General features: G+C 49.1%; 20 protein-coding genes and 1 pseudogene. 1 reads left to right on the forward strand and 20 read right to left on the reverse strand.

What is annotated here, in order from left to right; genetic code table 11:
* Positions 1 to 22 precede the first annotated feature (22 nt).
* The 17 genes and pseudogenes from ATN88_RS00320 to ATN88_RS00390 all read right to left on the reverse strand — a co-directional run bounded on the left by ATN88_RS00320 (position 23) and on the right by ATN88_RS00390 (position 18284).
* Positions 23 to 652 carry a sugar transferase gene (locus ATN88_RS00320; RefSeq protein ID WP_198158299.1) on the reverse strand — a complete coding sequence of 210 codons (630 nt, stop codon included), beginning with the start codon at positions 650 to 652 and terminating at the stop codon, positions 23 to 25.
* A 46-nt stretch (positions 653 to 698) separates the two neighbouring features.
* Positions 699 to 1897: pseudogene (locus tag ATN88_RS00325) on the reverse strand (glycosyltransferase family 2 protein).
* Positions 1890 to 2969: a glycosyltransferase gene (locus ATN88_RS00330; RefSeq protein ID WP_067409781.1), complete on the reverse strand. Its 1080-nt coding sequence runs from the start codon at positions 2967 to 2969 to the stop codon at positions 1890 to 1892. The pseudogene ATN88_RS00325 and the gene ATN88_RS00330 overlap by 8 nt, the downstream one beginning before the upstream one ends.
* 159 nt (positions 2970 to 3128) lie before the next feature.
* Positions 3129 to 5489 (reverse strand): hypothetical protein, encoded by a 2361-nt coding sequence (locus ATN88_RS00335; RefSeq protein WP_067409783.1) that lies wholly within the window; start codon positions 5487 to 5489, stop codon positions 3129 to 3131.
* A gap of 58 nt (positions 5490 to 5547) precedes the next feature.
* Positions 5548 to 6981 carry a Wzz/FepE/Etk N-terminal domain-containing protein gene (locus ATN88_RS00340; RefSeq protein ID WP_067409786.1) on the reverse strand — a complete coding sequence of 478 codons (1434 nt, stop codon included), beginning with the start codon at positions 6979 to 6981 and terminating at the stop codon, positions 5548 to 5550.
* Positions 6978 to 8102, reverse strand: a complete 1125-nt coding sequence (locus ATN88_RS00345; RefSeq protein WP_067409788.1) for a glycosyltransferase family protein — start codon at positions 8100 to 8102, stop codon at positions 6978 to 6980. Before ATN88_RS00345 ends, ATN88_RS00340 begins: the two co-directional genes overlap by 4 nt.
* The gene (locus tag ATN88_RS00350; RefSeq protein ID WP_067409790.1) at positions 8092 to 8820 is read right to left on the reverse strand and encodes an acyltransferase; all 729 of its coding nucleotides are present in this window, start codon (positions 8818 to 8820) and stop codon (positions 8092 to 8094) included. The genes ATN88_RS00345 and ATN88_RS00350 overlap by 11 nt, the downstream gene beginning before the upstream one ends.
* A 5-nt stretch (positions 8821 to 8825) precedes the next feature.
* The gene (glmS, locus tag ATN88_RS00355; protein WP_067409793.1) at positions 8826 to 10649 is read right to left on the reverse strand and encodes a glutamine--fructose-6-phosphate transaminase (isomerizing); all 1824 of its coding nucleotides are present in this window, start codon (positions 10647 to 10649) and stop codon (positions 8826 to 8828) included.
* 266 nt (positions 10650 to 10915) lie between these two features.
* Positions 10916 to 11902 (reverse strand): DUF4114 domain-containing protein, encoded by a 987-nt coding sequence (locus tag ATN88_RS00360; RefSeq protein WP_067409796.1) that lies wholly within the window; start codon positions 11900 to 11902, stop codon positions 10916 to 10918.
* Complete coding sequence (locus ATN88_RS00365; RefSeq protein WP_067409798.1) at positions 11899 to 12435, reverse strand: hypothetical protein; 537 nt, start codon at positions 12433 to 12435, stop codon at positions 11899 to 11901. Before ATN88_RS00365 ends, ATN88_RS00360 begins: the two co-directional genes overlap by 4 nt.
* Positions 12419 to 13255 carry a hypothetical protein gene (locus tag ATN88_RS00370; protein WP_067409800.1) on the reverse strand — a complete coding sequence of 279 codons (837 nt, stop codon included), beginning with the start codon at positions 13253 to 13255 and terminating at the stop codon, positions 12419 to 12421. Before ATN88_RS00370 ends, ATN88_RS00365 begins: the two co-directional genes overlap by 17 nt.
* Positions 13252 to 14001, reverse strand: coding sequence for a lipopolysaccharide biosynthesis protein (locus ATN88_RS26340; protein ID WP_232312638.1), 750 nt, complete (start codon positions 13999 to 14001; stop codon positions 13252 to 13254). Before ATN88_RS26340 ends, ATN88_RS00370 begins: the two co-directional genes overlap by 4 nt.
* A complete protein-coding gene (locus ATN88_RS26345; RefSeq protein ID WP_232312639.1) occupies positions 13976 to 14674 on the reverse strand; it encodes a lipopolysaccharide biosynthesis protein in 699 nt (232 codons plus the stop codon). The genes ATN88_RS26340 and ATN88_RS26345 overlap by 26 nt, the downstream gene beginning before the upstream one ends.
* Before the next feature lie 2 nt (positions 14675 to 14676).
* Positions 14677 to 15450, reverse strand: a complete 774-nt coding sequence (locus ATN88_RS00380; RefSeq protein ID WP_232312640.1) for a glycosyltransferase family 4 protein — start codon at positions 15448 to 15450, stop codon at positions 14677 to 14679.
* A 5-nt stretch (positions 15451 to 15455) separates the two neighbouring features.
* A complete protein-coding gene (locus ATN88_RS26350; RefSeq protein WP_232312641.1) occupies positions 15456 to 15812 on the reverse strand; it encodes a hypothetical protein in 357 nt (118 codons plus the stop codon).
* 100 nt (positions 15813 to 15912) lie between these two features.
* The gene (locus ATN88_RS00385; protein ID WP_232312642.1) at positions 15913 to 17067 is read right to left on the reverse strand and encodes a glycosyltransferase family 4 protein; all 1155 of its coding nucleotides are present in this window, start codon (positions 17065 to 17067) and stop codon (positions 15913 to 15915) included.
* Between the two features lie 200 nt (positions 17068 to 17267).
* Positions 17268 to 18284 carry a glycosyltransferase family 4 protein gene (locus ATN88_RS00390; RefSeq protein ID WP_067409802.1) on the reverse strand — a complete coding sequence of 339 codons (1017 nt, stop codon included), beginning with the start codon at positions 18282 to 18284 and terminating at the stop codon, positions 17268 to 17270.
* A gap of 360 nt (positions 18285 to 18644) precedes the next feature.
* Here ATN88_RS00390 and ATN88_RS00395 point away from each other — a divergent pair, with 360 nt between their 5' ends.
* Positions 18645 to 19589, forward strand: coding sequence for an NAD-dependent epimerase/dehydratase family protein (locus ATN88_RS00395; protein WP_067409804.1), 945 nt, complete (start codon positions 18645 to 18647; stop codon positions 19587 to 19589).
* Between the two features lie 31 nt (positions 19590 to 19620).
* Here ATN88_RS00395 and ATN88_RS00400 read toward each other — a convergent pair whose 3' ends face one another.
* From ATN88_RS00400 to ATN88_RS00410, 3 genes are all read right to left on the reverse strand, one after another.
* Positions 19621 to 21060, reverse strand: coding sequence for a sigma-54-dependent transcriptional regulator (locus tag ATN88_RS00400; RefSeq protein ID WP_067409806.1), 1440 nt, complete (start codon positions 21058 to 21060; stop codon positions 19621 to 19623).
* Between the two features lie 132 nt (positions 21061 to 21192).
* Positions 21193 to 24198: a PAS domain S-box protein gene (locus ATN88_RS00405; protein ID WP_232312643.1), complete on the reverse strand. Its 3006-nt coding sequence runs from the start codon at positions 24196 to 24198 to the stop codon at positions 21193 to 21195.
* A gap of 90 nt (positions 24199 to 24288) precedes the next feature.
* Positions 24289 to 25827, reverse strand: a complete 1539-nt coding sequence (locus tag ATN88_RS00410; protein WP_067409808.1) for a SpoIIE family protein phosphatase — start codon at positions 25825 to 25827, stop codon at positions 24289 to 24291.

The following is a 25827-nucleotide window of genomic DNA, read 5'->3' on the forward strand; positions in this document are numbered from 1 at the left end:
AGCCTTTTTGGGTTGAGGAGGGTTACTGACCGCGGCCACACACCATAACAACAATGGTTTTGAACATGATGTAGCAGTCCATTTTGAACCAGCTTAGTGGCGACGTCAGTGCCAGCGCGTAAGAATGGTCAAAACCCACTTTTGAGCGGACATCGTCAATACAGGTGTCATAGCCTTGGTTGACTTGAGCCAGACCCGTAATACCGGGCAGTACGCCATAAGTACGCTCTGCAAAGTAAGGGATGGCAGTTTCCAGTTTTTGATAAAAACCTGGGCGCTCTGGGCGGGGACCTATCAGTGACATATCACCCTTGAGTACATTGATAAACTGTGGCAGTTCGTCCAAACGTGTTTTGCGAAGGAAGCGGCCTATACGCGTGACGCGAGGGTCTTGCTTCGTCGCCCACGTTGCGCCAGACATGGCTTCTGCGTCTGTGCGCATGGTGCGGAATTTGAGCATGTTAAAAATGAGGCTTCGGTCAGGCATGGCGCGGCCGATACGCATTTGGCTGAAAAGCACTGGGCCTGGACTATCCAGCTTGATTGCCAGCGCAATAATTGGGAACAGTGGCAGTGTGAGCCCTAAGCCTACCAAGGACAAAGCAATATCGAAAACGCGTTTGGTTTTTGCAGTTACTGGGTCGATTTCCATGGCGTTATCAAATCTCATTTTCAAGATATTTGTAATAATCATAGTTTCATTCCTTTCTTGAAGTGGATGAAATATTAGACACACGACTCCAGTGTCCTTTTTCCAAGCCAACGATATAACGTAAAGTGCCGATGAAGTTTGCTGTGTGACCAGCAACCAGATATCGAATTGTCTTAATAATCCCGCTCTCAGGTTCATAGCCAAATACGTGGCAAGCGAGAATACCTACATAAATGGTGACTTGCACAACTGCGGCGCAAGCAAAAAACCAATGTGATGTCGCCAGCGCGATACTACCGATGGCGGCAATGATCATCAGAAAAGGCATCAACACACGCAGCCCTTTTCCTGAGGCGAACGTGAATGCAACGCCACCGCGTGTGGGTGCCAACAAACCAAGTAATCTGGTTAACTGTTGGTAGTTACCCGCACCGATTCTTAAGCGGCGACGAAAGTCCTGTTCGTTTGAGCTGGCTTCGAGTTCTACAGCGCGGATGTTGGTGTCTACGTCAGCACGATAGCCTTTAGCAACGATGTTCATCGGTAATATGAAGTCATCATTGATGGTGTCGGCTGGCAGTGGCGAGTAAAGTTCACGGCGGATAATGTATAGCGCGCCGTGTGACCCCAAAGAAGAACCAAGCTTTGCTTCGCTTTGCTTGATTTTGCTTTGGTAATCCCAGTACTTTGACTCGCTGCTATTTGCATCCAGCAGGCAGTAGTGGCTGTTCATCACACCAAGCTTTCGTCGGTGAAACGCTGCGCTGCTATCTGGAATGCATCAATCGAGATCAAGGCAGAGATATCCGTCAGAGCCACCAAATCGCCATGCGCCAAAGGCATTGTTTTGTTGAGAACCGCGACTTTGCCTTCGTTTTCAGCATACTCAACAACGATCAGGTTGAGGTGGGAGCACGGCGTTTCATGCGCGGTTTGCCTTGCGATAGTTGCCGTTTCATCAGAACACCCGTCACAAGCGATGATGACGTCCAGTTTTTCCGCTGGGTAATCAAGTGCTGCTAGGTTTCGGATTTTATCTGCAATCCAACGCGCTTCGTTGTATGCAGGCATCAGGACAGTCACGGTCGGCAGATCTTTCTCTTCAAGCGTTTTGCCTTCGTCGATGCCATCTTTTGAAGAAGAACAGCGCACCAGCACCTTCAGCAAGAGGGGGTAGCCGAGATGGTGGTATATCACCAAAAAGATGCTGGTGGCTGTAATCCAAAAAATCCATTCGTTAGTCATTTGCCTGACCCTCAGCAAGAACATCGTATGCTTTCGCCATATTTCGAATATCTGCGCTTGCTCGTACGTGCTCTCTCGGGCTCACTTGGCGACGTTCAAAAAGCAGGGGAACAATTTTTTCTGCCATGTCTTTGGCATCTCCCGCTTTCATGATTGCCCCTGTGTCAGGGCATAACGTTTCAACCGCACCGCCTACATTGGTGACCGCGGACGGAATACCACATGCCTGCGCTTCGAGTGGTGCCAGCGGGAACCCCTCGTTGAAAGAAGGTAGGCAAAATACATCCAGTGCTTGGTAGAACGTTGGCATGTCTTCAACGTAACCTAGGAAGTGAACTCGGCTTTCTAGGTCCAGTTGTCTGACTTGCGTTTTAAGCTGCTCTTCAAGCGAACCGCTGCCAGCGATGACAAGATGCGTGCTTGACGGAAGATGTGTCATCGCGTCGATCAGCACACAATGTCCTTTCACTTCTTCTAAACGACCGCTACTACCGATGAGTTTGCAGTGTTTAGGTAGTTTCAGTTGCTCACGTGCACTGTCTTTATCGCCGGGGACAAAAGTGTAAATGTCCACGCCATTTTTAATGACTTGCACGTTGTTCATGCGTGGCAGTGTGCCAAGGGATTTTGCAACCACGTCTGCGTCTGCGACAACGGTTGGTTTTGATACCGAAGAAACAATCTTGTGCAGAGTTTTGTGGCTCTTATTGCTGTAGTGCCACGCATCGTGCTCGGTGTGAATCATCTGAATGCCGGCTAAGCGTGCGCCAAGGCCTGCATAGAAATAAGGGCCGATGTGATGGGTGTGAACAACGTCCGCATCCAACTCTTTGAACAGGTCGGCAAGCTGCTTGATCAGCGCAGGTTTGAAACCCGGCTGTTTATTCAAGAAAATGAGCTGGTCAGCAAATGGCTTAAGGCGTGGCCATTTTTCCATGGCTTCTTCCGCAGTACCTTCGAGGCTCACGATTTTCATCGAGCGTTTGTGGCTAGAAAACATTAATAAGTTAAGGGCCATCACTTCAAGACCGCCAGGTTTGAGATGTTGTAACACTTGAACAATCGTTTTCATGGTTACCTCGCAAGCTGATGATTAAATGCTGTTGTGGTTTATGAAGCACAACGCGTGCCAGCATGTAGTACGGTAATATCTAATTGAAATATAATGATTTCATGCATTTCAATTACCCCGACAGAGCATCTTTTCTCATCTTGAGAATAAGAATGACAATTATCGGGTGAGATTGATGATGCGGTTGCGCCATTGGTCGAGCTCAGACGGTGGGGTGTCCAACATGCCATTCCAAGTGTCTGGAATATCATCACGCAACTCGACCAGTAGCTTTTGCGCTTCAACGTTGTTTGGAGCTTGCTGCTCGAGCCAGAGTATCCAGCGATAATCGATAATGCCCTGCGCGATTTCATACAGGTCGGCATGAATGTCTGGCTCTTTCGGGCACGGGCTTTCAGTGGGATAAAAGAACTGAACGTCAAATTCGCGTCCGTCAGTCGGATCGTAGGGGTCTGCGGTTGGCATTCGGCCATGCCATTTTAAGAAGCCATCAGCACCAGATTGCCAAAGGTAAAAGCCAGACGCAGCGCGAGGGAAGGGAAGGTTATAGAGCCACACTTTGAGGCTGTCTTGCTGCGTCTTGTGTACTTCGTCTTTATCGATGCCGAAGCCATCATTGACCAACACCAAGTCAAACATGTCTAAGTACTCGCGGTCCTCTTCATGGTTGAGGTGACCAGCAAGTTTGGCGGCGGGTGCTGTCAAAGAGAAATGACGATGCATTTCTTTGAACAAATCAATGTTGCCGGGGTTGCTTGGTTCATCCGCAATTGACCAATAAGGGCCTTGTTGTAGCCGTTGCTTGTGGTTACTTTCAATGTCCGCTACGACGCTTGCGGCAGAGCTGGTGCCTAGTGCTTGGCTCAAGCGTTTGGCGGGTGCATAAGCCATAGAGTCGACATATCCCAGCTTATGCAGGGTTTGAGACAGCACTTCGAAATCAGAAGCTTGTTCGTCAGTTGAAGGAGTCGGATAAGGCGGTGAAACGCCAGTGAGGCCCAGCTTTCTCATAAAGGTTAAATCGCACATCATGGCTTCTTCAGCCAACGGAGCCAAATCGGAAAACCAGCCAAAATGAACAGGCTTTTCAAGATAAACGCCGACGGGTTTGTGCAAAGGCGGCAGCGAAGCATCCAGCACATTTATGGCATAAGGCGCTTGAAGCTTTTGGCCGCTTAACATCACCGAGAGCTTGCCTTGATACTTACCCGCAGGCGTGTTTTCGGGTACATCTACACGGACAACCAGCTTGCGCGGCATTGCGACACCATCATTTTCAGGCAAGATGCCGTGGCGCAAGCGATTGTCATCAGCTTTGAGCAAAGAAGAAGATAGATGACTGCGTGTCAGTTGCCATTGGCTCCAATGGTAGGTCGCAGGGAGAGCACTTCCCGCCATTTTGGGTGACTCCAGCATCACCAAAGGTGAACCGGGCACGTTGCCCTGTTCAAAGTCGAAGGTGACAAAAGCAGATGTACCTGCAGCGGCATCAATGTGCTGGTTTTTAGCTCGAAGCTTGGTTTGTCCTGTTGGCCAAGCTTTCCACGCTGAGACCGGCCAGTTCTTCTCCCACCACGTTTGTCGTTGACGCGTGAGCATATCAAGCACGAGCGGATTGTTTGTTGGAACGGCAAGAATGCCGCTGACAAATTGTGCGTCCGCATTGTCGCCGGATATGGCAAGCTCTACCGGTGAGCCATCACTGGTGACGTTAAACGTGACGCGGTGACTTTCTCTTTTTCCGAAGTGTTCCCAACTGGTACTTTTGGGTGTGACATCGTGCTCTTTGCCTTGCAGATAGACGCGGCTTATCCATTGACTGGGTGTGAGATTTTGCGAATAAACACGCTGGCCGTTCGCTTTTATTTCACGTTTGAGGGGATGAGGCAGAAATTCCCATTCGCCACTGTCACGGAGCCACAGTGTGACTTGCCAGTCGCCAGCGGGTAAAGGAAGAGATGCATAATCAATACCTCGGATTCCATCGATGGTGAGTGGGTCTGCAACCTGCATTCTTGCGCTTCGATCGATAGGGCGAAGTGCTTTACCTGAAAGAAGGCCAGACTCAATCGTCATTGGCTTGAAACCCGGCCAAATCGCACTGCCTTGAGGGCCCAAATCCCACGCGTATACCCCTTTTGCCAGTGGTTTTGGTGTGTAAACGCGTGATGAGGAAATCATGAAGCGGCTTTCATTGTTGCCGGGGAAGATGATCATTTGCTCCAGTTTGGACAGTGCCAATTGCCTGCCGCCTGGTGTTCTTAAGCTCGCGAAAGGAATTTGAAGCTCGTATTCTCCAGGCGGAATAACACGTTCGATGTTGGCACGGTCAGCATAGCCGGGGTTGATCGAGTCATCGGCACGCACAACAAGAATGACATTCTTCTCGGTAAAGTTGTTGCCTTTCACTTCGAGAATGGTCGTTTCTTGTACGTCCACAAAATCGGACTTTTTCAGTCGAACATCGGCAAGGAGATGCGTACTGAAAAGCAGCATAAATACGGGTAAAAGAAGGCGCATTTTATTCCCTCACAGCATTGGCTTGGGTCTCTCGCTCAGTCTTCGCTGAACCTTGTTGTTATGTTTCGCTTTCTATTTTCGGGATCCTGGTTAAAACAGGGGCGCCGGTGATTGCTTCCAGACGAGAAATACGGCGAATCGTTGTATCTGTCAGCTCAAGAAGAATTGCGAGACCGATACCGAGGAAGATGCCACCAAACAAACCCGCAATGGTGAAGACGACGATGGGCAGGTTGCTCGGTGACGCAGGAGAATAAGGTCTGTCGATGACCTTGATGCGTTTGTCTTGTTCGAATACACCCAAAGAGCTGGTGAGTCGCGCCATTTCATAGCGTTCTAATAACTCATGGAAAAGGGCGCGTTTTACTTCCAGATCCCGTTCCAGTTTTCGAATTTGCTGCTCTTTCTCGCCGGAATTACTGGTCTTAAGTTCAAGGGTTTCAATCATGGCTTTTAAGCTTGAGGTTTCCTCTTCAAGCGTTTCAACCTTGCTTCGCGCTAGCTGGAGGTTTTCCAATTGCGAGATAAGAAGTGGCTGGGATTCTAACCCCGCCTCAAGAGAAGCACTACTTGCGATATCCCAAAGCTTGGTGGTATCGACCGTCTCTTGGGCACTCGCCAGCAATTGGGTGCGCTGCTCTTCAAGACGACGCAGATTACGAAGTGCACCTTGTACCAAGCTATGTTGGTCGGTGTAACGCGCTTTCAGCAAAGCTAACTCACTACGAAGGCGTACAATTTGGTCTTCGATTTTACCGATGACGGGGTTAGTGCTTGAAAGTTGTTGGTCTAAGCCGCCCAAGCTTTTTTGAGCCCCCGCCATTTCGGCTTGCTTCTCTGAAAGGCGCTGTTTTAGCTGCTCGATGCGCGCGTAGTTTGCCATTTGTAACTCAGGCAATCCGTCAGCATGCTTGCTTCTGAAATCAGCTAGCGCGGCTTCCGCCTTGTCTAAATCTTCACGACGAAACTTGATGTGCTCTGCAAGGAAAAAGCTGGAATCTTTCATTGAAGAACGTTCAGGTGCCAGTAGCTCTTCAATGACATATCTGCTGACCGATTCCAACGTTTCCTTCATGCCATGAGGATCATTGGATTTAAAATCAATGCGAATCACGTCTTTACCAATGGTGGACATTGAAAGGCCATTGGAGAGAATTTCGATGGTTTCATCGATCAGTTTTGGATCAGAGTCTTCCTCAATCATGCCGCGTTCTTGCGCGACTTTTCCCAAAATATGGCGGCTGTGAAGCAATGTTTGTAAGCCGCTAAAGCGTTCTTTCATTTGGGATGAGACGGCGAGGTCCTCCAAGAATGGGTTCATTTTCGACGTTTCTTGGATCAGCATACTGGTGTGAGAGTTGTACTTTTTCGGGCTGACCACGCCAATGACGGTTCCCATGATAGGAAGAATCAAAATCGGCAGCATGATGACGTAGCGTCTCCGCCATGCGCCATCCAATAAGATAAGGAGCTTATAAGTCAGAGAATTCATAGTGCCTCCAACCAACGGTCAAGTTGTTCTGCGCGAGATTGCCAAGTTTGGTTCGCCAATACATGTTGTTGTTCTGCATTGGGTTGGCGGTCTACTGCGTTGTTCAAGGCTTCCACAAATTGCTCAGCGTCATTTACCACAGACACAAACTCGCGGTAGCTTTCAAGTGCCGGGAACGGCGTGCTGATTACTGGGCGTCCTGCGGCGAGGTATTCGCGAAGTTTCAGCGGATTACATGCATTGATTTGTGCATTGTTTTTGAAAGGCAGCAGACTTGCCGTCCAATGCTGACTGTATTGGGGTAATTGGTGATGAGGTTTCGGGCCTAAAAACAGGGCGTTTTCAAAGCGACGCATTTGGTCTGCGCGGTCACACGTGTTGCCAATGAAAACAAATTGCCAATTGGGCAGCGATTGAATGACCTGTTCCAGAAGGTCGTAATCCAGCCATTCTGACAACGAACCATAAAAACCTGCCACGGGTTTGTCGGGTGAAGGCAGATCAAGTGCACGTGATGTTGGTGACGAAAACAGTGCATAGTCCACGCCATGAGGTAAAAGTTGTGTTCTGTCTTTCGGAAACTTGGCTTGTAGCTTTTCGCTCGCTGCCAGAATCAAGTCTGCTTTGGCGACGAGCTCTTCTTCACGACGCACAACCGTGCTGTGGTCGACACCTGCCAGCGAGCCAAAATCATCGCCGCAGTAATAGACCAAAGAGGAGGTATCAAGCAGTTCAGCGACATCAATGGCGGTGGGTAACGATGTCCAGAGAATGGGGTCATTCAGATTGGCAGATTGGATGATCGGCCTTAGCTGTTTTTTCAGCATGTTGGCCGCAATTTTTCTGCCTAACACGGTTTGCGGTGCGGGCAGGGTTGTTGGGTTCACGATCGTAAAGTTATCGGGAGTAGAGACGTTTGATTGTGTTGGCTCAGCAATTTTTGTCGCAGTGAGCTTACGCCACGCTCTTTGCACATCATGCAGTGACAGCGTAGGGCGGCGCAGGCCAATGGAGTTTACCCAGATCACTTTTCGATCTTGAGCAAGAAAACGCACCAAGTGCTGCGTACTGGAAGGCAATCCGCCCCAGTCTTCGCCGAAAACAATCAAATCACGCACCATGTCGTTTCTCCTCGTCGGTCATTGGACGAAGCACTTTTGCTGGAACACCGCCAGCGACAACAAACGGTGGTAAATCTTTCGTTACCACACTGCCTGCCGCGACAATCGTTCCCTCACCTATGGTGACGCCAGCCATGACGGAAACACCCGTTGCCAGCCATACATCGCGTTGCAAAACGATGTCACCGACTTGTTCATCAAGCTCTGGCAATCCTGCCGCTCGATCCTCTGCATTGACGGGGTGACCGGGGTAGCCAGCTAAGAACGCACGCCCAGCAATCCGTACATTGTCACCAAGGATCACTTTCGTGCCGACAGCAATGGTTGTCTGCCAGCCGATATCAATGTTGTTGCCTACTATCAGTGTAGGAGTCGCGTTACCGCACGTACGACCGGAAAAGGTTGTTTGACCAGAAACGCGGCACTGATCGCCAAATGTCATAGTTAAAGGACCGCTAACAAAAGGCATACCGCCATAGAGGTAAAACCCTTTTCCTACCTTCTGGATGCGACCTTTAAACAGCGGTGTCCACCAAAACAAACGGGTGAAACTCGCCCACAGTGAGCCGATAAGCGTCACCAAGTGGTACATGGGCGTGAAAATCACTTTAGGTGCCGGAACACTGAAGTTAAGAATGGCTTTCAGCATCCGAAATAGCCCCCTCGCAAAGGGGCTAGGGCTTGTTTTGATCCACTGCTTGGTCGCTTGAAGGTTCATGGTTCTTACTCCACAGTCACTGACTTCGCTAGATTTCGCGGCTGATCAACATCTGTGCCTTTCATGCAGGCGACATGGTAAGCCAATAGTTGGAGAGGCAAGGTGTACAGCAGTGGCTGAAGCAGTGGAGCAGTCTCTGGTACTTCAATCGCCTGAGTGATGTGCTGCTTGGCCATTTCAATACCCGCACCGTTGCTGATAAGAATGACTTGAGCACCGCGTGATGACACTTCACGTAAGTTGGACAGTGTTTTACCCATCATTGGACCCGGAGGTGCAATCATGACGACGGGCATTTTGTTATCAATCAGCGCAATGGGTCCATGCTTCAATTCGCCGGCTGGATATGCCTCTGCATGAATATAGCTGATTTCTTTCAACTTCAACGCACCTTCCAGTGCCAATGGGAAAGACATGCCACGTCCGAGATACATAGTGTGATCACTGTGCATAAGAGAGGCGGCGACAGTGTCGATATTTGCCATTTCATCAATGACTTTTGCCATCTCTACAGGAAGCGTGAAGAGGTGCTTAATCAGCTCGCGTTCAGCGTCTCTATCGAGACGGCCAGAGGCTTTACCCATTTGTAAAGACATCAACAGCAGCACCAGCAGTTGCCCAGTAAACGCTTTGGTTGATGCGACACCAATCTCTGCACCGGCGAGGGTACGAAGGTAGCAATCGCTTTCCATTGCCATTGAACTGGTTTCAACATTTAGCAATGAAAGGCAGGTTAGCCCTTGTTCCTTGCTGTAGCGCAATGCTGCTAAGGAATCTGCGGTTTCACCTGACTGGCTGATAAACAAAGCCAGCGTGTTGGTTGAAAGCGGTGACTCTCGGTAGCGATATTCCGATGCGATGTCCACATCAACCGGGAGACAGGCGTAACGTTCAAACCATTGGCGCGCGACCATACCGGCATAGTAGGAGGTGCCGCACGCAACGATAGACAGTCTTTCGAAAGAAGAAAGATTGGCAGGGAAAGCTTCTTCTTTCAGGGTGAAGGTTGCTGGATCGCAATAGTGATTCAGGGTGTTTCTCATCACTTCTGGTTGCTGGTGAATCTCTTTCAGCATGAAGTGCTTGTAACCTTGTTTACCTTGATCTTGCTGAGAGACAACCAATGGCTTCATTTCTTTTGCTACGGTAATGCCATCTGCATTGGTGATGCTCAACGTATCAACCGTGATTTGTGCGATTTCATTGTCATCGAGATAACAAAGGTTACGTGCAACGCGTGAAAGTGCGATGGAGTCAGAGGAAATGAAATGGCCCGCGGCACCTTGTCCAATGACTAATGGGCTGCCATAGCGCGCCGCGTAAATTGTCTGGGGCTCATCTGCAAAAACCACTGCGATGGCATAGCTACCATCGAGTTGACGAACTGCGTCTTTTAACGCGACGGCGGGTGACATGCCTTTATCAAGGTTGCGTGAAATAAGCTGCGGAATCGTCTCACTGTCCGTTTCACTTTCAAAGACGTAACCGTCTTTTTCAAGTGACGCTTTCAGTGCAGGGTAGTTCTCGATGATACCGTTGTGCACGACAGCAACACGGTCAGTCATGTGCGGGTGGGCGTTGATGACAGAAGGTGCGCCATGTGTCGCCCAACGGGTGTGAGCGATACCAACATAACCTTCTACGGGTTGATCACTGAGCAGTGCGCTGAGTGACTCCAGTTTTCCTTCAGCGCGGCGGCGAACCAGACCATTTTCGTTTGAAACAACAATACCGCTGGAATCGTATCCGCGGTAAGAAAGGGTGCCTAAACCACCAACCAATGTCGACGTTACAGATTCATTTGAAACAGCAGCGAAAATCCCACACATGGCAACTCTCCTTATTGTAATTCGGCAACGTGTTGTCGCCTTTTACAGACAGGATTGCAGGAAGTAGGCCAACTTTTTTAATAGTTAAATTTCATATGGTTAGCTGTTCGGTATGGCAGTCATCAATGTGCTTTTCTCATTTTGAGTGTCAAAAATCCTAAATTGAATCACAAGGGTGAGAAAACCTGGTCTCCCTTTGCTGGGAGATCGAAATCGTTTCTTTCAACATCGGTGAAAAAAGCCGGAGGCGACTCCGGCAAAGGTTTTCACGCAACAATCAGTTGATGGTCATTGATTTGTTGTTCTTGGCGTGCTGCCTTTTTCCTCGCCATTGAAATCAAACCAGCAAACATGGCTAGCCCAATAAGGCTTTGAGCCATTGGCGGCAATGGAGCGGTCGCAATGTTTGACCCGCCAAAGGCACCTGACGGTGTACTACTTACAGTGAAGACGGCATCGTTGAAGTCTTCATCTGAGCGGTAGTTGTAGTCGTTTGTGAACTGGTTGACTCGGTTAAGATCTTCGAAACCGAGAATAACTTGTTCCTGGCTGCTGTCAGCGAACAACATGGCGACATGTCGAGAATCGGATGAATCGCTGAGCATAGTAGATGTCGCTGATGCTTCTGGGTTCAGGAAGTCCAAGCTATAAAATGATTGCGTATCGTAGCTGCTTCCTCCGGCATCACCGGTTTCGACACCCGTGCCTTTCCAAGCATTCTGGTTCAAGAAGAAGCCGAGGCTGGTACCTGCTGTGAGTTCAGACCCACCTGCGACATCAACTGTGTCACCGGCGAGCAAAACGCCACCTTGACCATAATTAGAAGCATTCGGGAAAAGGAAGCCCGCGGACACACCGTCGACCGCTTGAAGTTCGGACAAAGATACATAGCCGGAGCTGTCGGTATCGATATCACCTTTAGACAGTCCGTCAAACGTGTTCGCGCCAAAACTGAAGTACCCCAAACTATTTCGGTATCCTGCGCCTTCATCCAAGAATGTCACGGACACACTGGCGTCTTCGCTTAAGGTGAGGTAAGGGTCATACGCTGGATTCAAAAAATCAGCGTTGACGTTTCTTGCTTCTGGCAGCGACTCATCGACCGTTTGCAATATACTCGCGTCCACGGATTGGTTTGTCATTCCGCTCAGTGTTTCGCTCGTATATTCAAAAGGATCATCTATGTTAGCGTGAGCACTGACAGACAGCATCATAGAGCTAGCTATGAGACTGGTGCCTATTGCGTACTTCATCGGTTACCCCCTTTCAGCACGACTTCATTAAAAGGAAGGTGCTCGACTGACGCGCACTGCTTGGGATAAGCAACCGCAAAAGCCGGCCCCGGGTACAATGAACTTGAGCTTCCCGTCCTCATAGCCAAAGAATGAATCATGGTCTTTAGCCAAAAAACAGCACGCGGAAATTCACTGTAGGTGTTGCCATCAAAAATATATTTGCTGCTGTAGCCTGCGCTGGTGATCAAGGTTTGCCAGAGGCCAACGAATTCATCACCATCGGGCAGCACAAGCAAAGCCAAGTCACCATCACACTTAGGCAACGCAACTTGCAGTCCTTTAATGCCCGCATCTTCCGTGAAGTGGACTGATTTATAGTTCAGAAGGCCTCTCGACTTTAGAAAGCCGATGAGCGTGCGCTCTGCTGAACCTTCCTGATACACGCCTTGCGTGGGTGGTGGCTCTGAGATTCTCAGTGAGAGACCGCCCAGCAATAATCCGAGGATCAGACTCATGACTGTCCAATCGGAAAGGCTATTTGGTTTCTGCATAACGTAGCCCTCCAAAAATGACAGCAAGCGTCGTCAGAGCGGTCGCCGTGAGATACATATCTTCACCTTCTGGAGAATGCCACCAGTCATGCCATTGCATACTGATTCCCATTGTGAATAAGCGAGCGACGTTCAAAACGAGCAAAATGCAAAAAAGCCCCAGTAAAACCAGTCCTTCTCGTTTACTACTGCAGATACCGTGCCAGCGTGAAATGGCGAACCAGCAAGCAATCGCACTACAAATAGCAGGTAATGAAGAGCAGTTTCTCAGCATGAGGACTTGATGATCGGCAGCACCAAAATACACATTCCCAATCGCTTGACCTGTTCCAGTCACAACCTGAAGCAATCCCGCGACTAGCATTGCATCAAAGGCCAGCAAGGGTTCGGCAAACCATTTGAGTGAATAAAAGGTGGTGAATGCCATTACTGCATGAATGATGAGAATTATCCCTGCATTTCTAAAGCCGCGGTTTGTCGCATCACCTCGGAGAAATAACCAACACCCGCAAAGCAAAGAAGCCAACAATGTGGTTTGAAAGCTCGGAAAAACGAACAAGACAGCCAGAGCAACAGCGGTGGTGTTGTCCCATCGTGAAGCAGTGGTGACGGGGCTGCCCGCGATAAGTCCTAATGCCAGTAACAAACTAAACATGGCGGGAATTGCGTCGAACTCAGCAACGGTAGGGGCTTCTCCCGTGAAGTAAGGAATAGCCAGCGAGATAGACACACAAAGGAGGATGGGGACAATCAGCCTTTGTACACTCGGCGCGAGCATCCAATTTTGCGTTTTGACGATCAACGCGTAGGCCATGTTCATGCCGTTCGCCTTCTCAATAAATCCGTCGAAAAAGCGGGTAGCAGTCCGAGTCGTTGACCAACGATACAAACGCTCAACGGTGCCACGATGACCAAGACGACACGCGTAACGGTTGCCATGTCCATTGTGCTGACGTAAAGCCAAACGAAACAGATAGCCGCTAGTGTGCACAGAGGAACAGCGGCGTAAGGGAGTTTAAAAATGCGCTGTCCCACGAAATAAAAGAGCAGGAAACGAACGGATTGAGCAAACAAGAGTGCGGCGAGAACACCAAAGACGCCAAACTCCGCGCCCCACCACCACAGCGTCAAAAAAGCGAGCACGGCAGAAACCGCACTGATAACTAACTGCGCGTAGGAGGTTTTGCCTGCGTAGGTCCCCAAATTGACAAGCTCTGCCATTTCTTTAAACAACGCAGCTGCAACTAAAACGGCGGTAAGTTTGGCTGCAAACTGATAGCTCTCTGGCAATAACACATCGATAGCGATAGGTGCCGCGAAGGCTACGCCTATCGCGATCACCATGGCACCAACTAAGCCATAGCTGGTAAAGCGAGTGGCTTCCTGATGACCGTTTTCGCCGTACAGGACATCAAAGCGCTTCGGCATCCACCACATGCCAAATGGTTGAAGCAGCAGGACAACGGCCAGTGCAAACTTGGCCGCAACGCCAAACTGCGCCACATCTTCAAGCGTGGCGACTTCAGCAAGCACCCAACGGTCAAGACCATTTAAAGTAAACGCCATTAAACCGCTCGCCATGATTGGCAAGCTGTAGATGAGAGATTGCTTCGCGATGCTTTTGCAAAAAGACAGCCCAGTATCTTTGATTTGCAGGAATCCAAGAAACGCGCCTTGAGTAATCGCGGCAATCACACCCGCTTCCAACACACCATCGATGCCGCGCCCCATCAGGAGGAAGATGATGGTTAAAGCGGCTTGGAAGAGTGCACGACCAACGGCGGCAGAGAAGAAAGCCACTGCGTGGTTTTGCATGCGAAGCCAGCAAGAGGAACGGCGATACAGCTTCCAAAGCCAGCATCAAAAGCACAAGTTGGATCTGGTACGTTGTTAATCCGCCCGGAACATAGCTGTGAAGGACAGCTGCTAGCATCCAGCTTATCGGGATGAGCAACGCACCCACGATGACGGTTAAAGTAAAGATGCGCGCAGCCATGGTTTTACGTTCTTTGCTGTCCTGACAACCACCAACAAAGCGATACAGTGCATCTTCCAAACCCAGACCCACGAGAATACTGCCGAGTGCTGCGATACTGCTGACAATTTCAAGTTTGCCGAATTCTGCTTGGGGGAGGTAATGCGTGATGAAAGGCAACATCAGTAAAGAGATACCTTTCATCAGAGCAATACTGCTTCCGTACAGTAGGGTTTGACTGAGAGCGGATGTCATTTTTTTCATGATTACGCTCTCTCGCCTGACACGCTGTTCAATGCGGAAGCTGGCTCAGACATCAGCGCGCTGCAGATAGCCGAGAAACAAATCTCTGCACGGTAGCTTTGTGCAATAGTCGCTACCGCTTTTCCCATGCGTTTAACGGAATTCATGTTGCCTTGGGCTAGGAGAATCGCGTCGGCCAGTGCTTTGTCATCGTTTGGTGTGTACTTAATACAGTTCACGCCGTCAGTCAGTTGTTGATCCCAAAACGCACCATCAGCGGGGATAATGACGCACATGCCCGCAGCCATGGCTTCCAGAATAGAGAGACCAAACGGTTCTTTCGTGCTGGTAGAAATGAACACATTGGCACCGGCGCGAATGTGGTCAAGGTTTTCTGGTGCATGGTGCCAGAACACTTTGTTAATAGGTTGAGGGGCTTCGCTAACGGGCAAATTGTTTTGTTGTGGCTTGATGTAGCAAACGTGTGTTTCTGGACGCATGGAAGGTTTGATGCTGCTGATAGCACGAACCAGCACATCCAATCCTTTCCATTTGAGTAGCGATGCCGCCCAAAACACAACGGAGTAGTCGTATTGACATGGCGATGGCCATTCATGCTTCGGCAAACCATTTTTGAACGTCTGGAACTGCGCATAGTTGGCAACATCTGTACCGTGTCCTGCTGCCGCTAACGCTTTTTCCAACGATGCCTGTGTCGAGGCAAGATAAAACACGTTGTCTGCGGCTATCAAGCATCTTCCTATGGTGCGAGAAAGCGCGACGGGTCCGTGGATCATCTGGATCAGTTTGTAGCCAAACAGCGGTTTGACCAAGTAGAGGCAAGGTCAACACCTGGACCTGATGCCGCGAGTGCCGTGTCAATCTTTCCGATAAACAGGCGGAGCCACATGAGTTGCAGAGCGATAACAACGTGGCGAGCAAAATAGAGTAGGCCTTGCTCGGCTTTCTCCAGCTTTTCTGGCATATGCAGAGGTTTTACATAAGCCTGAGATTGCGCCCAACTTTTGGGGTCCGCCGTAAGAATCGTGACGCGTGCGTCTTTCGATTCCAATTGGCTCAGCACATGCTTGGTCGAAACTTTCGACCCACCTGCAAAGGCAATAGGGTCGAGGATGAGGATATGATTAAGCTTGCTCATAATGCGACCTCCTGCTGGTTAGCAGCACGGTAACGTTGAACAAACTTGAACGATGCTTTGACAGGCGGTACCACTTGCCAGTGGCTCAGCCAGCGAGCGTTCATTGCTGGGTCTGCAAGTAGCGATTGGTAAAGGCTTCAAACGCCGCGGTGTGTGCTTCGATAGTGAAGTTTTTCATCATGCGGTTGTATCCAGCACGTCCCATCGCAATGCGTTGATCTTGGTTAACGTAAAGATGATAGATAGCCTGCGCGATCGCATGAGCGTCTTCAGTTTTCACCAGCTTGCCAGTGACATTGTTGTCGATAACAGAAGGAATACCGCCAACCATGGGTGCGACAACAGGAAGGCCAGCAAGGCCTGCTTCTGCAAGGGTAAGACCGAAGACCTCTTCGCGAGCACCAGAAACGCAAATGTCAGCACTGCCTCGCATCAAACCAACGACATTGCTGCGCTCGCCAATCAGATGAACATGACTTTGCAATTGGTTGTCTGCAATTTGCTGTTCCAGTGCTTCACGCGCTTCACCTTCACCAATAACGACGAAATGAATCGGCAGGCGCATTGAGCGAAGCTTGCGGCAAGCTTCAATCAAAAGATCGACACCTTTGCGCTCGATGAGAGAACAAACGCTCATTGCCACAAATGCGTCGCTTGGAATATTGAGAGATTTGCGAATATCTTCGACGGGTTGATCAAGCAGTCTTTCAGTGTCAATGCCGTTTGCGATAACGCGGCAGCGTTCTTCGTTTGCACCGTCGGTAAGGAGTTGGTCGACAACAGGTTGGCTAACGCCGACTGCCATGCTTGCATGGTGCAGACCGAGCGTGATTCTGTCGCGGAGAGGGTAGCGAGAGTGAAGGTGCAGAACCAATGGCAGTTTGCGACTACGAGCAACCAAGTTCATCCACTGAGACGGCGCACCGCTGTTTGAATGAATCAGTTCGATATTGTGTGCGTCAACAATACGTTGACCTTCACGGACAAGCTGCTTGTACCCTTTAAAATCAAATCGTGGGTGGCTCTCACCGAACAGCAGCGGGAACTCGCTAACGTAAACAGTGATGCCCAACATTCTGACCTCTTGAGCGAGTAGCTCGCTGTTGCACCAAAGCACCGGAGAAAAACAGTCTTTGTTGATGTGCTTAAGCAGGTCAATAAGGCAGCGTTCGCTACCTCGAATCCAGTTGTCGCCATAGTGAACAAACAGAACATTTTTTGCGTTGTTTTGTGTTTTTATCGTTGTTGTGTTCATAACCGCCCCCTGATGTTTTTATTGGTTTCATCTTGGTTTTCGTTGCGTGAGATGAAACCTATTTCATAATAGTAGCAGTAGAGGAGCAAAGACTGTGCCACACTTTCAAGTGATTGATTAGTATTGGTTTACCTATTCAGAACACTATGTGGCACGTGGGAATTTGAGACGGTTTGTCATTATGCAAGTCAAGGTCACCGTCACTTTGCAAAAATGGCGTAGTCTTTTAAAAGAAGAGGAACGACAGCTTTTGCAGAAAAGCGCGTTTCTATGGTGTCGATAGCACTGTCACGCCAATCGAGTCTGTCTCGTTCATTGCTGTTGCGCCATGTCGATATTGATTCGATCAACGCGTCCATATTATTGGGCTCAAGTAACCAACCATTCTTGCCGTGCTCGATGAGCGTGCCGAGTCCTCCGACATTAAATGCAGCGACTGGTATACCGCGCGCCATGGCTTCGAGTGCCACCATAGGAAGACCTTCCGCACGAGAAGGGATAACAAGTAAGCCAATCTGCGGCCAAACCTCACGCATGTTGTCTTGTGCGCCATGAAAAGTGACATTTTCTGTTGCTTCAGATTCCAGGCTCTCGCGAAGCGGGCCGTCGCCAAAAATATCAAATTGCATCAGCGGAAAGCGTTTGGCCAGTGTGAGCATGCGTTCTGGTGCTTTCTCATGACTTAATCTGCCAACAAACGCAATCTTGTCGCCTTGTGAAGGTTGGAGTTGATTGGTATCGACAAAGTTGTTTGTCAGCGTTGCTGGACAGGGGAGGGTGTCTAAAATCGGTGTGCTGACCGCGTAAACGTGGTTAGCCAGAAATGCAGTATTTCTGTCGAGCCAATCGTACCAATGTAATCGGCCCGTTTTCTTTTCGCCGCTGTGGAACGTGCTAGCGCATGAAATACCCATTAGGCGAGCCATAGGGCGGGCAAGAATGCCTGCTTTATAACCGTGCGTGTGAATGATGTCAGGCTTGTAGGTTTTGATAGCCTGCCACAGTGATACCATCCGGCCATCCAAGACGAGGCAATCGACACCTTGCAATTGAAGTCTTTTCTCTAAGGGGTGTTGGCCATAGTTTTGGATAAAAACAACGCTCACGCTGTTGTCCGACTGACTCAGTCCCAGTGCAAGCTGTTCAACGTGAGATTCGATACCACCAAATCCGCTGCTATCTAACACAATCCAAATTTTTGACGAACGCTTTGCCATAACGCCTCCCAAGAAAAAATGAACAACGAGTTAGATAACCAGCAAAGATAGTGCCAATCTTTTTAGTCAGGTTTGAACGCAGGTAATCCCTGAAAATGAAGAATAAATTCGTCAATTTGAGAATACGCTTAGGCACATTGTTCATTCCGAGAATCAGAATGAATGTGCCACTGACAATCTATATGTGCTGACTTTATCTTTTATTCGCATTTTCTTTATGTAAGAAGCGTAGCAGGGTTTGGTGAGAGTTCTATCTGACTGAAATTAAAGTGATAAGTTAGATTTTATTTTGTTATTTAGGTTTGTTGGCAATGTATTTGCTTGGTGGACGCTAGAACTCTACAAATTATCGAGGCGTCTATGGCAAGTTATTTAGTTACTGGTGGTTGCGGCTTTATTGGCTCTCACTTGGTCGAATCTCTTTTAGCTGAAGGTCACCACGTCAGAGTTGTAGACAATCTTTCCACGGGTGTGCGAACGAATGTTCCTCGCCATTGTGAGGTCAGAATCGCCGACATTTGCATTCCCGGCGTAGTCGAAGATGCCATGGAAGGCATCGACGGCTGTTTCCATCTCGCTGCCGTGTCTTCCGTTCAGCGATCTAATGAGTGTTGGCTTGAGACGCACGACATTAATCAAACGGGCAGCATTCGGGTGTTCGAAGCTGCGAAGAAAAACAAAACACCGGTCGTTTATGCTTCATCTGCCGCAGTCTATGGCGATAACGCTGATACGCCATTGTCAGAGCGGTCGACGGTTCGCCCGCTCACCGCTTATGGTGCAGACAAACTTGGTACTGAGCTTCACGGTCGCGTGGCAAGCCTTGTTCATGGCGTACCAACTACAGGACTGCGCTTTTTCAATGTGTTTGGTCCGAGACAAGATCCTCGTTCGCCCTATTCAGGCGTTATCTCGATTTTCGCCAATAAAGTGCTGAACAACCGAACACTGACAATCTACGGGGATGGAGAACAAACAAGAGACTTCGTTTACGTATCAGACGTGGTGCGCTTCTTACGTGCCTCGATGAAAAAAGTGTCAGTGTCACCGGAAGTCTTCAATGTTTGCCGAGGAGAGGCGATGTCGGTCAACCAGCTTGCTTGCATCATGTCCTCCATTGCGGGAGCGAGCTTAAACATGGAGCACTTGCCAGCAAGACGTGGTGATGTGCGTATGTCGATTGGTAGCCCGGCCAGAGCATCAAGAGATTTGGGGCTGGTGGCAGAGACGAGCGTCACGGAAGGGTTGCGAGAGCTCATGGATTACATCATCACAGGCGGTAGCCCTAACAGAGATGCTGGATAAGAAAATCCCCTCGGAAGAGGGGATTTTTCTGTTAAGCCTCGTCGGTTTCCCAAGCCTGCTTTTTCCGATAAAGCGTGGAAGGGCTGACTTTAAGCAGTACCGCTGCCTTCAATACATTGCCATCGCAGTGCTCAATGGCACGCTGAATGGCCTCACGTTCAATATCGCAAAGAGGGCGGATGTCAGAAGGTATATCACTCGGTACCATGTCTTCATCGTCACTGTCACTTATATATTGCTCAACCTGAGGCGGAGCTGCTGCGAAAGACAGTGATTTTATTTCCTGATCGCTGAGCGTTTCATTTAGCGGTGGTGGCAGTTGTTTGATACTTACAGTGTCACCGTCATGCAATACCACAATGTTGCGAATGACATTTTGCAATTGGCGAACGTTGCCGGGCCAAGGGTAGTGACGAAGCACGACTTCAGCTTCGGGTGAAAAGCGAGTGAAGCGTTTCCCTTCTTCTTGTGCGTACGTGATAAGAAAGTTAGTCGCGATCGCAAGGATGTCATCACCACGTTCTCTAAGTGGAGGCAAAGCGACGGGCACCACATGTAAGCGGTAGTACAGATCCTCTCTGAATCGCCCTGCCGCGACTTCTTGCAGTGGGTCCTTGTTGGTGGCACACAGGAAGCGAATATCAACACTTTCCTCTTTGCTGCCGCCCACCTTTTGGTAGCGGCCTGTTTGGATGAACCTCAGCAGTTTCTTTTGCAGCTCCAAATCCATTTCGCAGATTTCATCGAGGAATAGGGTGCCACCATCAGCCTGTGCGGCGGCACCTTTGCGTTCGCTGCTTGCACCCGTAAATGCGCCTTTTACGTGCCCGAATATTTCGCTTTCCATGAGGTCATGAGGAATGGCACCACAGTTGATAGCAATAAACGGTTCTTTTGCGCGCGGACTTTGACGATGAATCGCTTCGGCACAAACTTCTTTACCTGTGCCACTTTCACCAGCAATGAATACCGTGGCTTTACTTGGCGCAGCGGCATCTATGATTCGGTAGACGTTTTGCATGGGAAGGCTTGAACCAATAAATCCTTGGTAGGTGTTTCGCTCAAAGCTGCTTTTCATGTCTTCGACCAAATTAAGCAGCCTTGCATGCTCCAGGTGGTTCTTGACGGTTGCTTTCAATCGTTCAGCACTGACGGGTTTTTCTAGAAAGTCATCGGCACCTTGCTGCATGAGTTCCACCGCAGTGTTCACTGAGCCATGGCTCGTGACGATGATAATGGAGCAGGGCAGGCCGTTTTTCTTTATCCAATGCAGAATGTCTTGGCCGAGCATATCCGGAAGCTTCAGATCGAGAATAACGATATGAGGGGTGGTTTTTTGAAGATAATCTAGCGCGGCTTGGCCAGTTTCCATGCATACGAGCTCAACTGGCTCCTGAGACAAATACTGTTTGTACAGATTTGTCAGCGGCTGCGAGTCCTCGATGAGTAAGATGCGGTACTTAGATTTCATAAGGTGACTTCCCTATCTATTACGTGCTCCGCGTTACTACCTGTCGCAGCATGGATATTCTAATTCAGAGTAAATTACTTCTAAGTATATGTTCTATTTCGCAATTTGCGTCTGAAATTCAACATTGTGTGATCATGCTGTAAATCCTCTTTGTAATCGTGACTCAAGTGCACGGAAAGAGGCTTCAGCCAATATTTTTAGTGCTTTTGCAGTGGCTAATGCAGCGTCGAATTGCTGTTCTAAACACTGTTGTTCGATTTTTCTGCAAAGCTCACACAGCCCTTTATTACCGTGTGCGGCGGCACTACTGCCAAGGGTATGCGCTTCAAACTCTAAGCCGTAGTAGTCTTTTGCATCTGCCGCATTTGCGATTTTCTCAACCCGCATGCGCGCATCTTCGATATAGAAAACCACCAATTCAGGCACCACTTCGCTGGAGGTGTCTTTAACCAGTTGGTTTAGCGTTGCTTCATCAACCAGGTTGTTGTCAGGGTCATCTGAGTCAATTGGCTCGACCTCTTCAACAGGCGGTGCTATTGCCTTAGTGGGTGTTGAGAGCTTGGCCTGCCATCGGGTAAGGCAATCCATAATCGCGGCACGAGTAAAAGGCTTAGACACAAAGTCGTTCATGCCTGAGTTGAGGAAATGTTCCTTGTCTCCGCGAATTGCGTGAGCGGTGAGGGCCACGATAATGACATCCTTGGCGGGAGAATCCATTTGCCTGATGGCTTGTGTCGCAGCAAGACCGTCCATTTCTGGCATTGAAATATCCATCAAGATGATGTCGTAAGGGATTTTCTTCACGGCTTCTACCGCCTCTCGACCATTACTGGCGATGTCCACGGAGAGGCCTGACATTTCAAGCATGGTGCGAAGAACAATCTGGTTTGCAGGGTTATCTTCCGCCATCAAAATTCGCAGGTCCGTTGAAACAGAATTGTCGTCTTGTGATTTAGGCGTTTCATAGTGAGCTGTTTGAACATCCTCAGCCTCAGCAAGCTTCAAGCTAAGGTGTAAGGAGAAGGTTGACCCTTGACCCACGGTACTTTCGACGGAAATGTCACCGTCCATCAAATCGACGAGTTGCTTACAAATGGCAAGACCGAGGCCGCTGCCTTCGTGCGTACGGTTATAAGAACTTTCGACCATGGTGAATTCGTCGAATAAGGTTTTTAGGTGTGCTTCATCGATACCGATGCCCGTGTCGGTAACATCCAGTCTTATCGTGGCTCTTGTATGCGTTTGAGACTCGCCATTGAGCGAAATAGAAACGTTACCGCTCTTGGTGTACTTGATGGCATTCGACACCAAGTTCAGAATGATTTGGCGAATTCGGTCGCCGTCACCAATTAAGTATTGAGGCGCGCTTTCTTTGATGTCTGAGGAGAGTTGGAGTCCTTTATCTTCAGCTTGCGGACGAAGGATTTCTGCAGTTTGATTGACCAGCGCGTAAATATCAAAAGGCGTGTTTTCTAACGAAAGTTTACCTGCTTCCATCTTGGAAAAGTCGAGCACATCGTTAATGATGGCAAGCAACAATTCACCAGAGTCTCGCGCCGTTTGAACCAAGTTGACTTGATCTTTGGTGAGCGGGGTTTCCTTGAGGAGACCTAGTACGCCCAATACACCGTTCATTGGTGTGCGTATCTCGTGGCTCATTGCTGCCAAGAAACGACCTTTTGACTCACTGGCTTGCTCTGCTTCTTTGTGGGCTTGACGCAGAATAGACTCATAATGCTTTTGCTCACTCAAATCGAAGAAGTGGGCGACGTAGTGACTGAGCACGCCATCTTCACCTGTCACGGCTGTCATACTCATTCGAACGGGCAGTTCATGGCCCTCTTTATGGCGCAAAGGTAATTCGCCGTTCCAGACACCTTTATCGAGCAACTCTTTCCAAATCAACTTGTGGAACTGAGAATCTTCAGGATTGGCCGATAGCGTGCGCGGTTTAGCACCTTCCACTTCTTCACGCTTGTAACCCGTAACAGCGGTAAACGCGGGGTTGGTGCGGATGATGTGGCCTTTACTATCAGAAATAAACATGGCGTCAGACACGTTGAATGCATGCGCGGCCAGTTTTAATTCGGTTTGGTCTTTCAGTCGCTGTGTGATGTCTCGAATGTAGGAGACAAAGATAAAACCTTGTGTGGTTTTCGCTGCCGAAATAGAGATTTCGATAGGGAACTCGCGGCCACTGCGTCTAACGGCGGTGAGTTCAATTCGCTGATTGAGAACTGGGCCTTCACCTGTTTTAAGGAAATGCTGCATCCCTTTTATGTGAGCCTCACGCAACGCTTTTGGGACTAAGGTGTCGGCCATCGCTCGGCCAACGATTTCATGGCGTTCCCAACCAAAGAGTTGTTCAGCGACGGGGCTGAATTCAATGATGATGTCTTGGTCGTTGGCAACGACGATCGCATCATGCGAGGCGTTGTAGATGGCGAGGTTTTTCTCTTCGATCTGACGGGCTTCAGCAAAGGAAAACTTTTGGTCGCGTAATGACTCTTGAAGCTGATTGTTGCTGGACTCAAGCTTCGTTTGCATTTGCTCGATCAGGGCAACCGTAGCACTGATCTCATCATGATCTGAAAGTAACTCGGCATTGCCAAATCGATTGACGTTAATTTCGTAGGCCTTTTTCAGCGGTCGAGTGACTGCAACGGTGACGACGTACATCATGACCACGGCCAAAATGCCGATGGCAGCCGCACCATACATCAGCAAACGGCCTACGGGCGATGAAACAGCATCAGAAAAATGGTTTCGATAGCCGACGGACACTTCAGCGACAGGGCCATCTTCGCCGGACATATCGTATTTAGCCACCGTCACTCCGTCACTTAAACTGTGATTTTGGCTATGTGCGATGATCTGGCCTTTCATCGAAATGGTGATGAAGGCGATATCATGGTGTTCGGTAAGTGAATTAGTGAGATTTCTGAGGCCAGTGTAATTTTCGTTAAGGAGGTACCCGCGAGATGAGAAGGCGACAAGCTCTGCCAACTCGCCTGAGCGGTATTGAAGTTCTTCATTTTTTGCCTGCTGCAAGAACTGGAAGGCATAGGCGATAAACAGTGCCAGCACGACAGTGAAAATGATCATTGTGCCAAAAACGGCTTTCAGCCTGATGTTCAATGCAAATCCCCCATGCTGTCGCTTTTCTGATGCAGTGAAGTGATTCTGAGTCACTCTTATGCGTTGAGTTTAGTACAGAAATGGAGGTTTTTAGTCTTCGGCCTGTCCGCGTTGAATTAATATGATGGTTGCATCATCTCTGTTGCGATCACCATGCAAATCAAAGGTGTGCATGATCTCTTCGGCCGCAGTTTGTAGTGGCAAATCAAGCGTTGCTTGCAAGTTTTCAATGACTTTGGCTTCGAGAACTTTCCGGCTTTGATCATCTTCCGCGGCTTCAAATAAGCCGTCCGTGTAAATCACGATTCGCTCGCCCACATCCAACTTCATGGAAAGGGTGTCATATTCAGCACCATAGATTACACCGGGAAGAATGCCGCCAAGGTCGAGCAATGCAGCACCTTGTTTGGTGACTTTAAAGGGCGCAGGGTGGCCTGCCGATGCAAGCTCGATGTTTCCATCATCCCTTAAAACTGTTGAGCAGCAGGTCAAGATGACTTGAGAAAGCAGGCCATCTTCAAGTGCACTGTCCGAAAGTCGGCTAAGCAAGGTCGCGCAAGGAGAAGGAACGTCATCAAGGTGGTACATCAAACCACGGAGATAACCACCAAAGGCGTAGGAAAAGAATTTCGCCGCGACATCATGCCCCATGACATCTACAAGATTGATCATGATGCGGTCAGCACCTTCCCTGAAAAGCACGACATCACCACCACCAATACCGGTGTTTCTATTAGCAACGGCTAATTCCCAACCATGAGCTTGATGAGGAAGAGAAGGAGAAAGCGCGCTGGTAATACGTTTGTTCACCTTGTCAGTAAGCTGCTGATAAATTTGATTAGAGCGTTGGAGTACACGATTTGCACTGTTCAATAGATCGGCTTTACAGATAGGTTTGACTAAATAGTCATCAATGCCAAGACCAGCTGCATTTGAACGGGTTTCTGCATTGTCAGCAAAGGTGAGAAAGATAAATGGCGTTATCAGTGTGTTGGTTTGTTTATGCAAGGCTTTTTTCAATGACAAGCCGTCCATGCCAGGCATACGAATGTCTGAAATGACGAGGTCGATATCGTTCTTTTCAAGCATTTCCAGTGCTTGCTCCCCGCTCGATGCTTCTGTGATGTTGTAGTGCTCTCTGAGATACGCCCCATACAAACGACGTTGGCACTCGTCATCATCAACAATCAAAATGCGTGGCTTTTCATGCTCTTTCTGAATTTGCCATTTTAAGGTTAATCGATTCGCCCCAAAGGTGGAGCGAACAACATATTCCATTTCGTCTGTCAGGCTTTGTATCAACGCCAGCCCCCGGCCGCCTTCCTTTTCTTCAAAGGTGTCGAGAGACTGCACGCGGTCGGGAAGGGTAGGGTTCCAGCTTTGTCCATCGTCCTCCAAGTGAAGTTTCCAGCTATCGTTCACACACTCGATGCTGACAGAGATATATGTGGGTTGCGGGTCTGCATGTTCAACAAGATTGGCTGCTGCCTCTGAGAAACAAAGCTGTATTTTGTTAATCAGACTTTCGGGGACGTTTTTACTTTCCAAAATCGATTTCACCGTCGTCCGAGCGGTACTGATATTTTTCAGTGTGGCGGGTCTGCATTCGTGTTTAACAATACTCACCAT

Source organism: Enterovibrio coralii (assembly GCF_001559595.1).
Lineage (GTDB): Bacteria > Pseudomonadota > Gammaproteobacteria > Enterobacterales > Vibrionaceae > Enterovibrio > Enterovibrio coralii.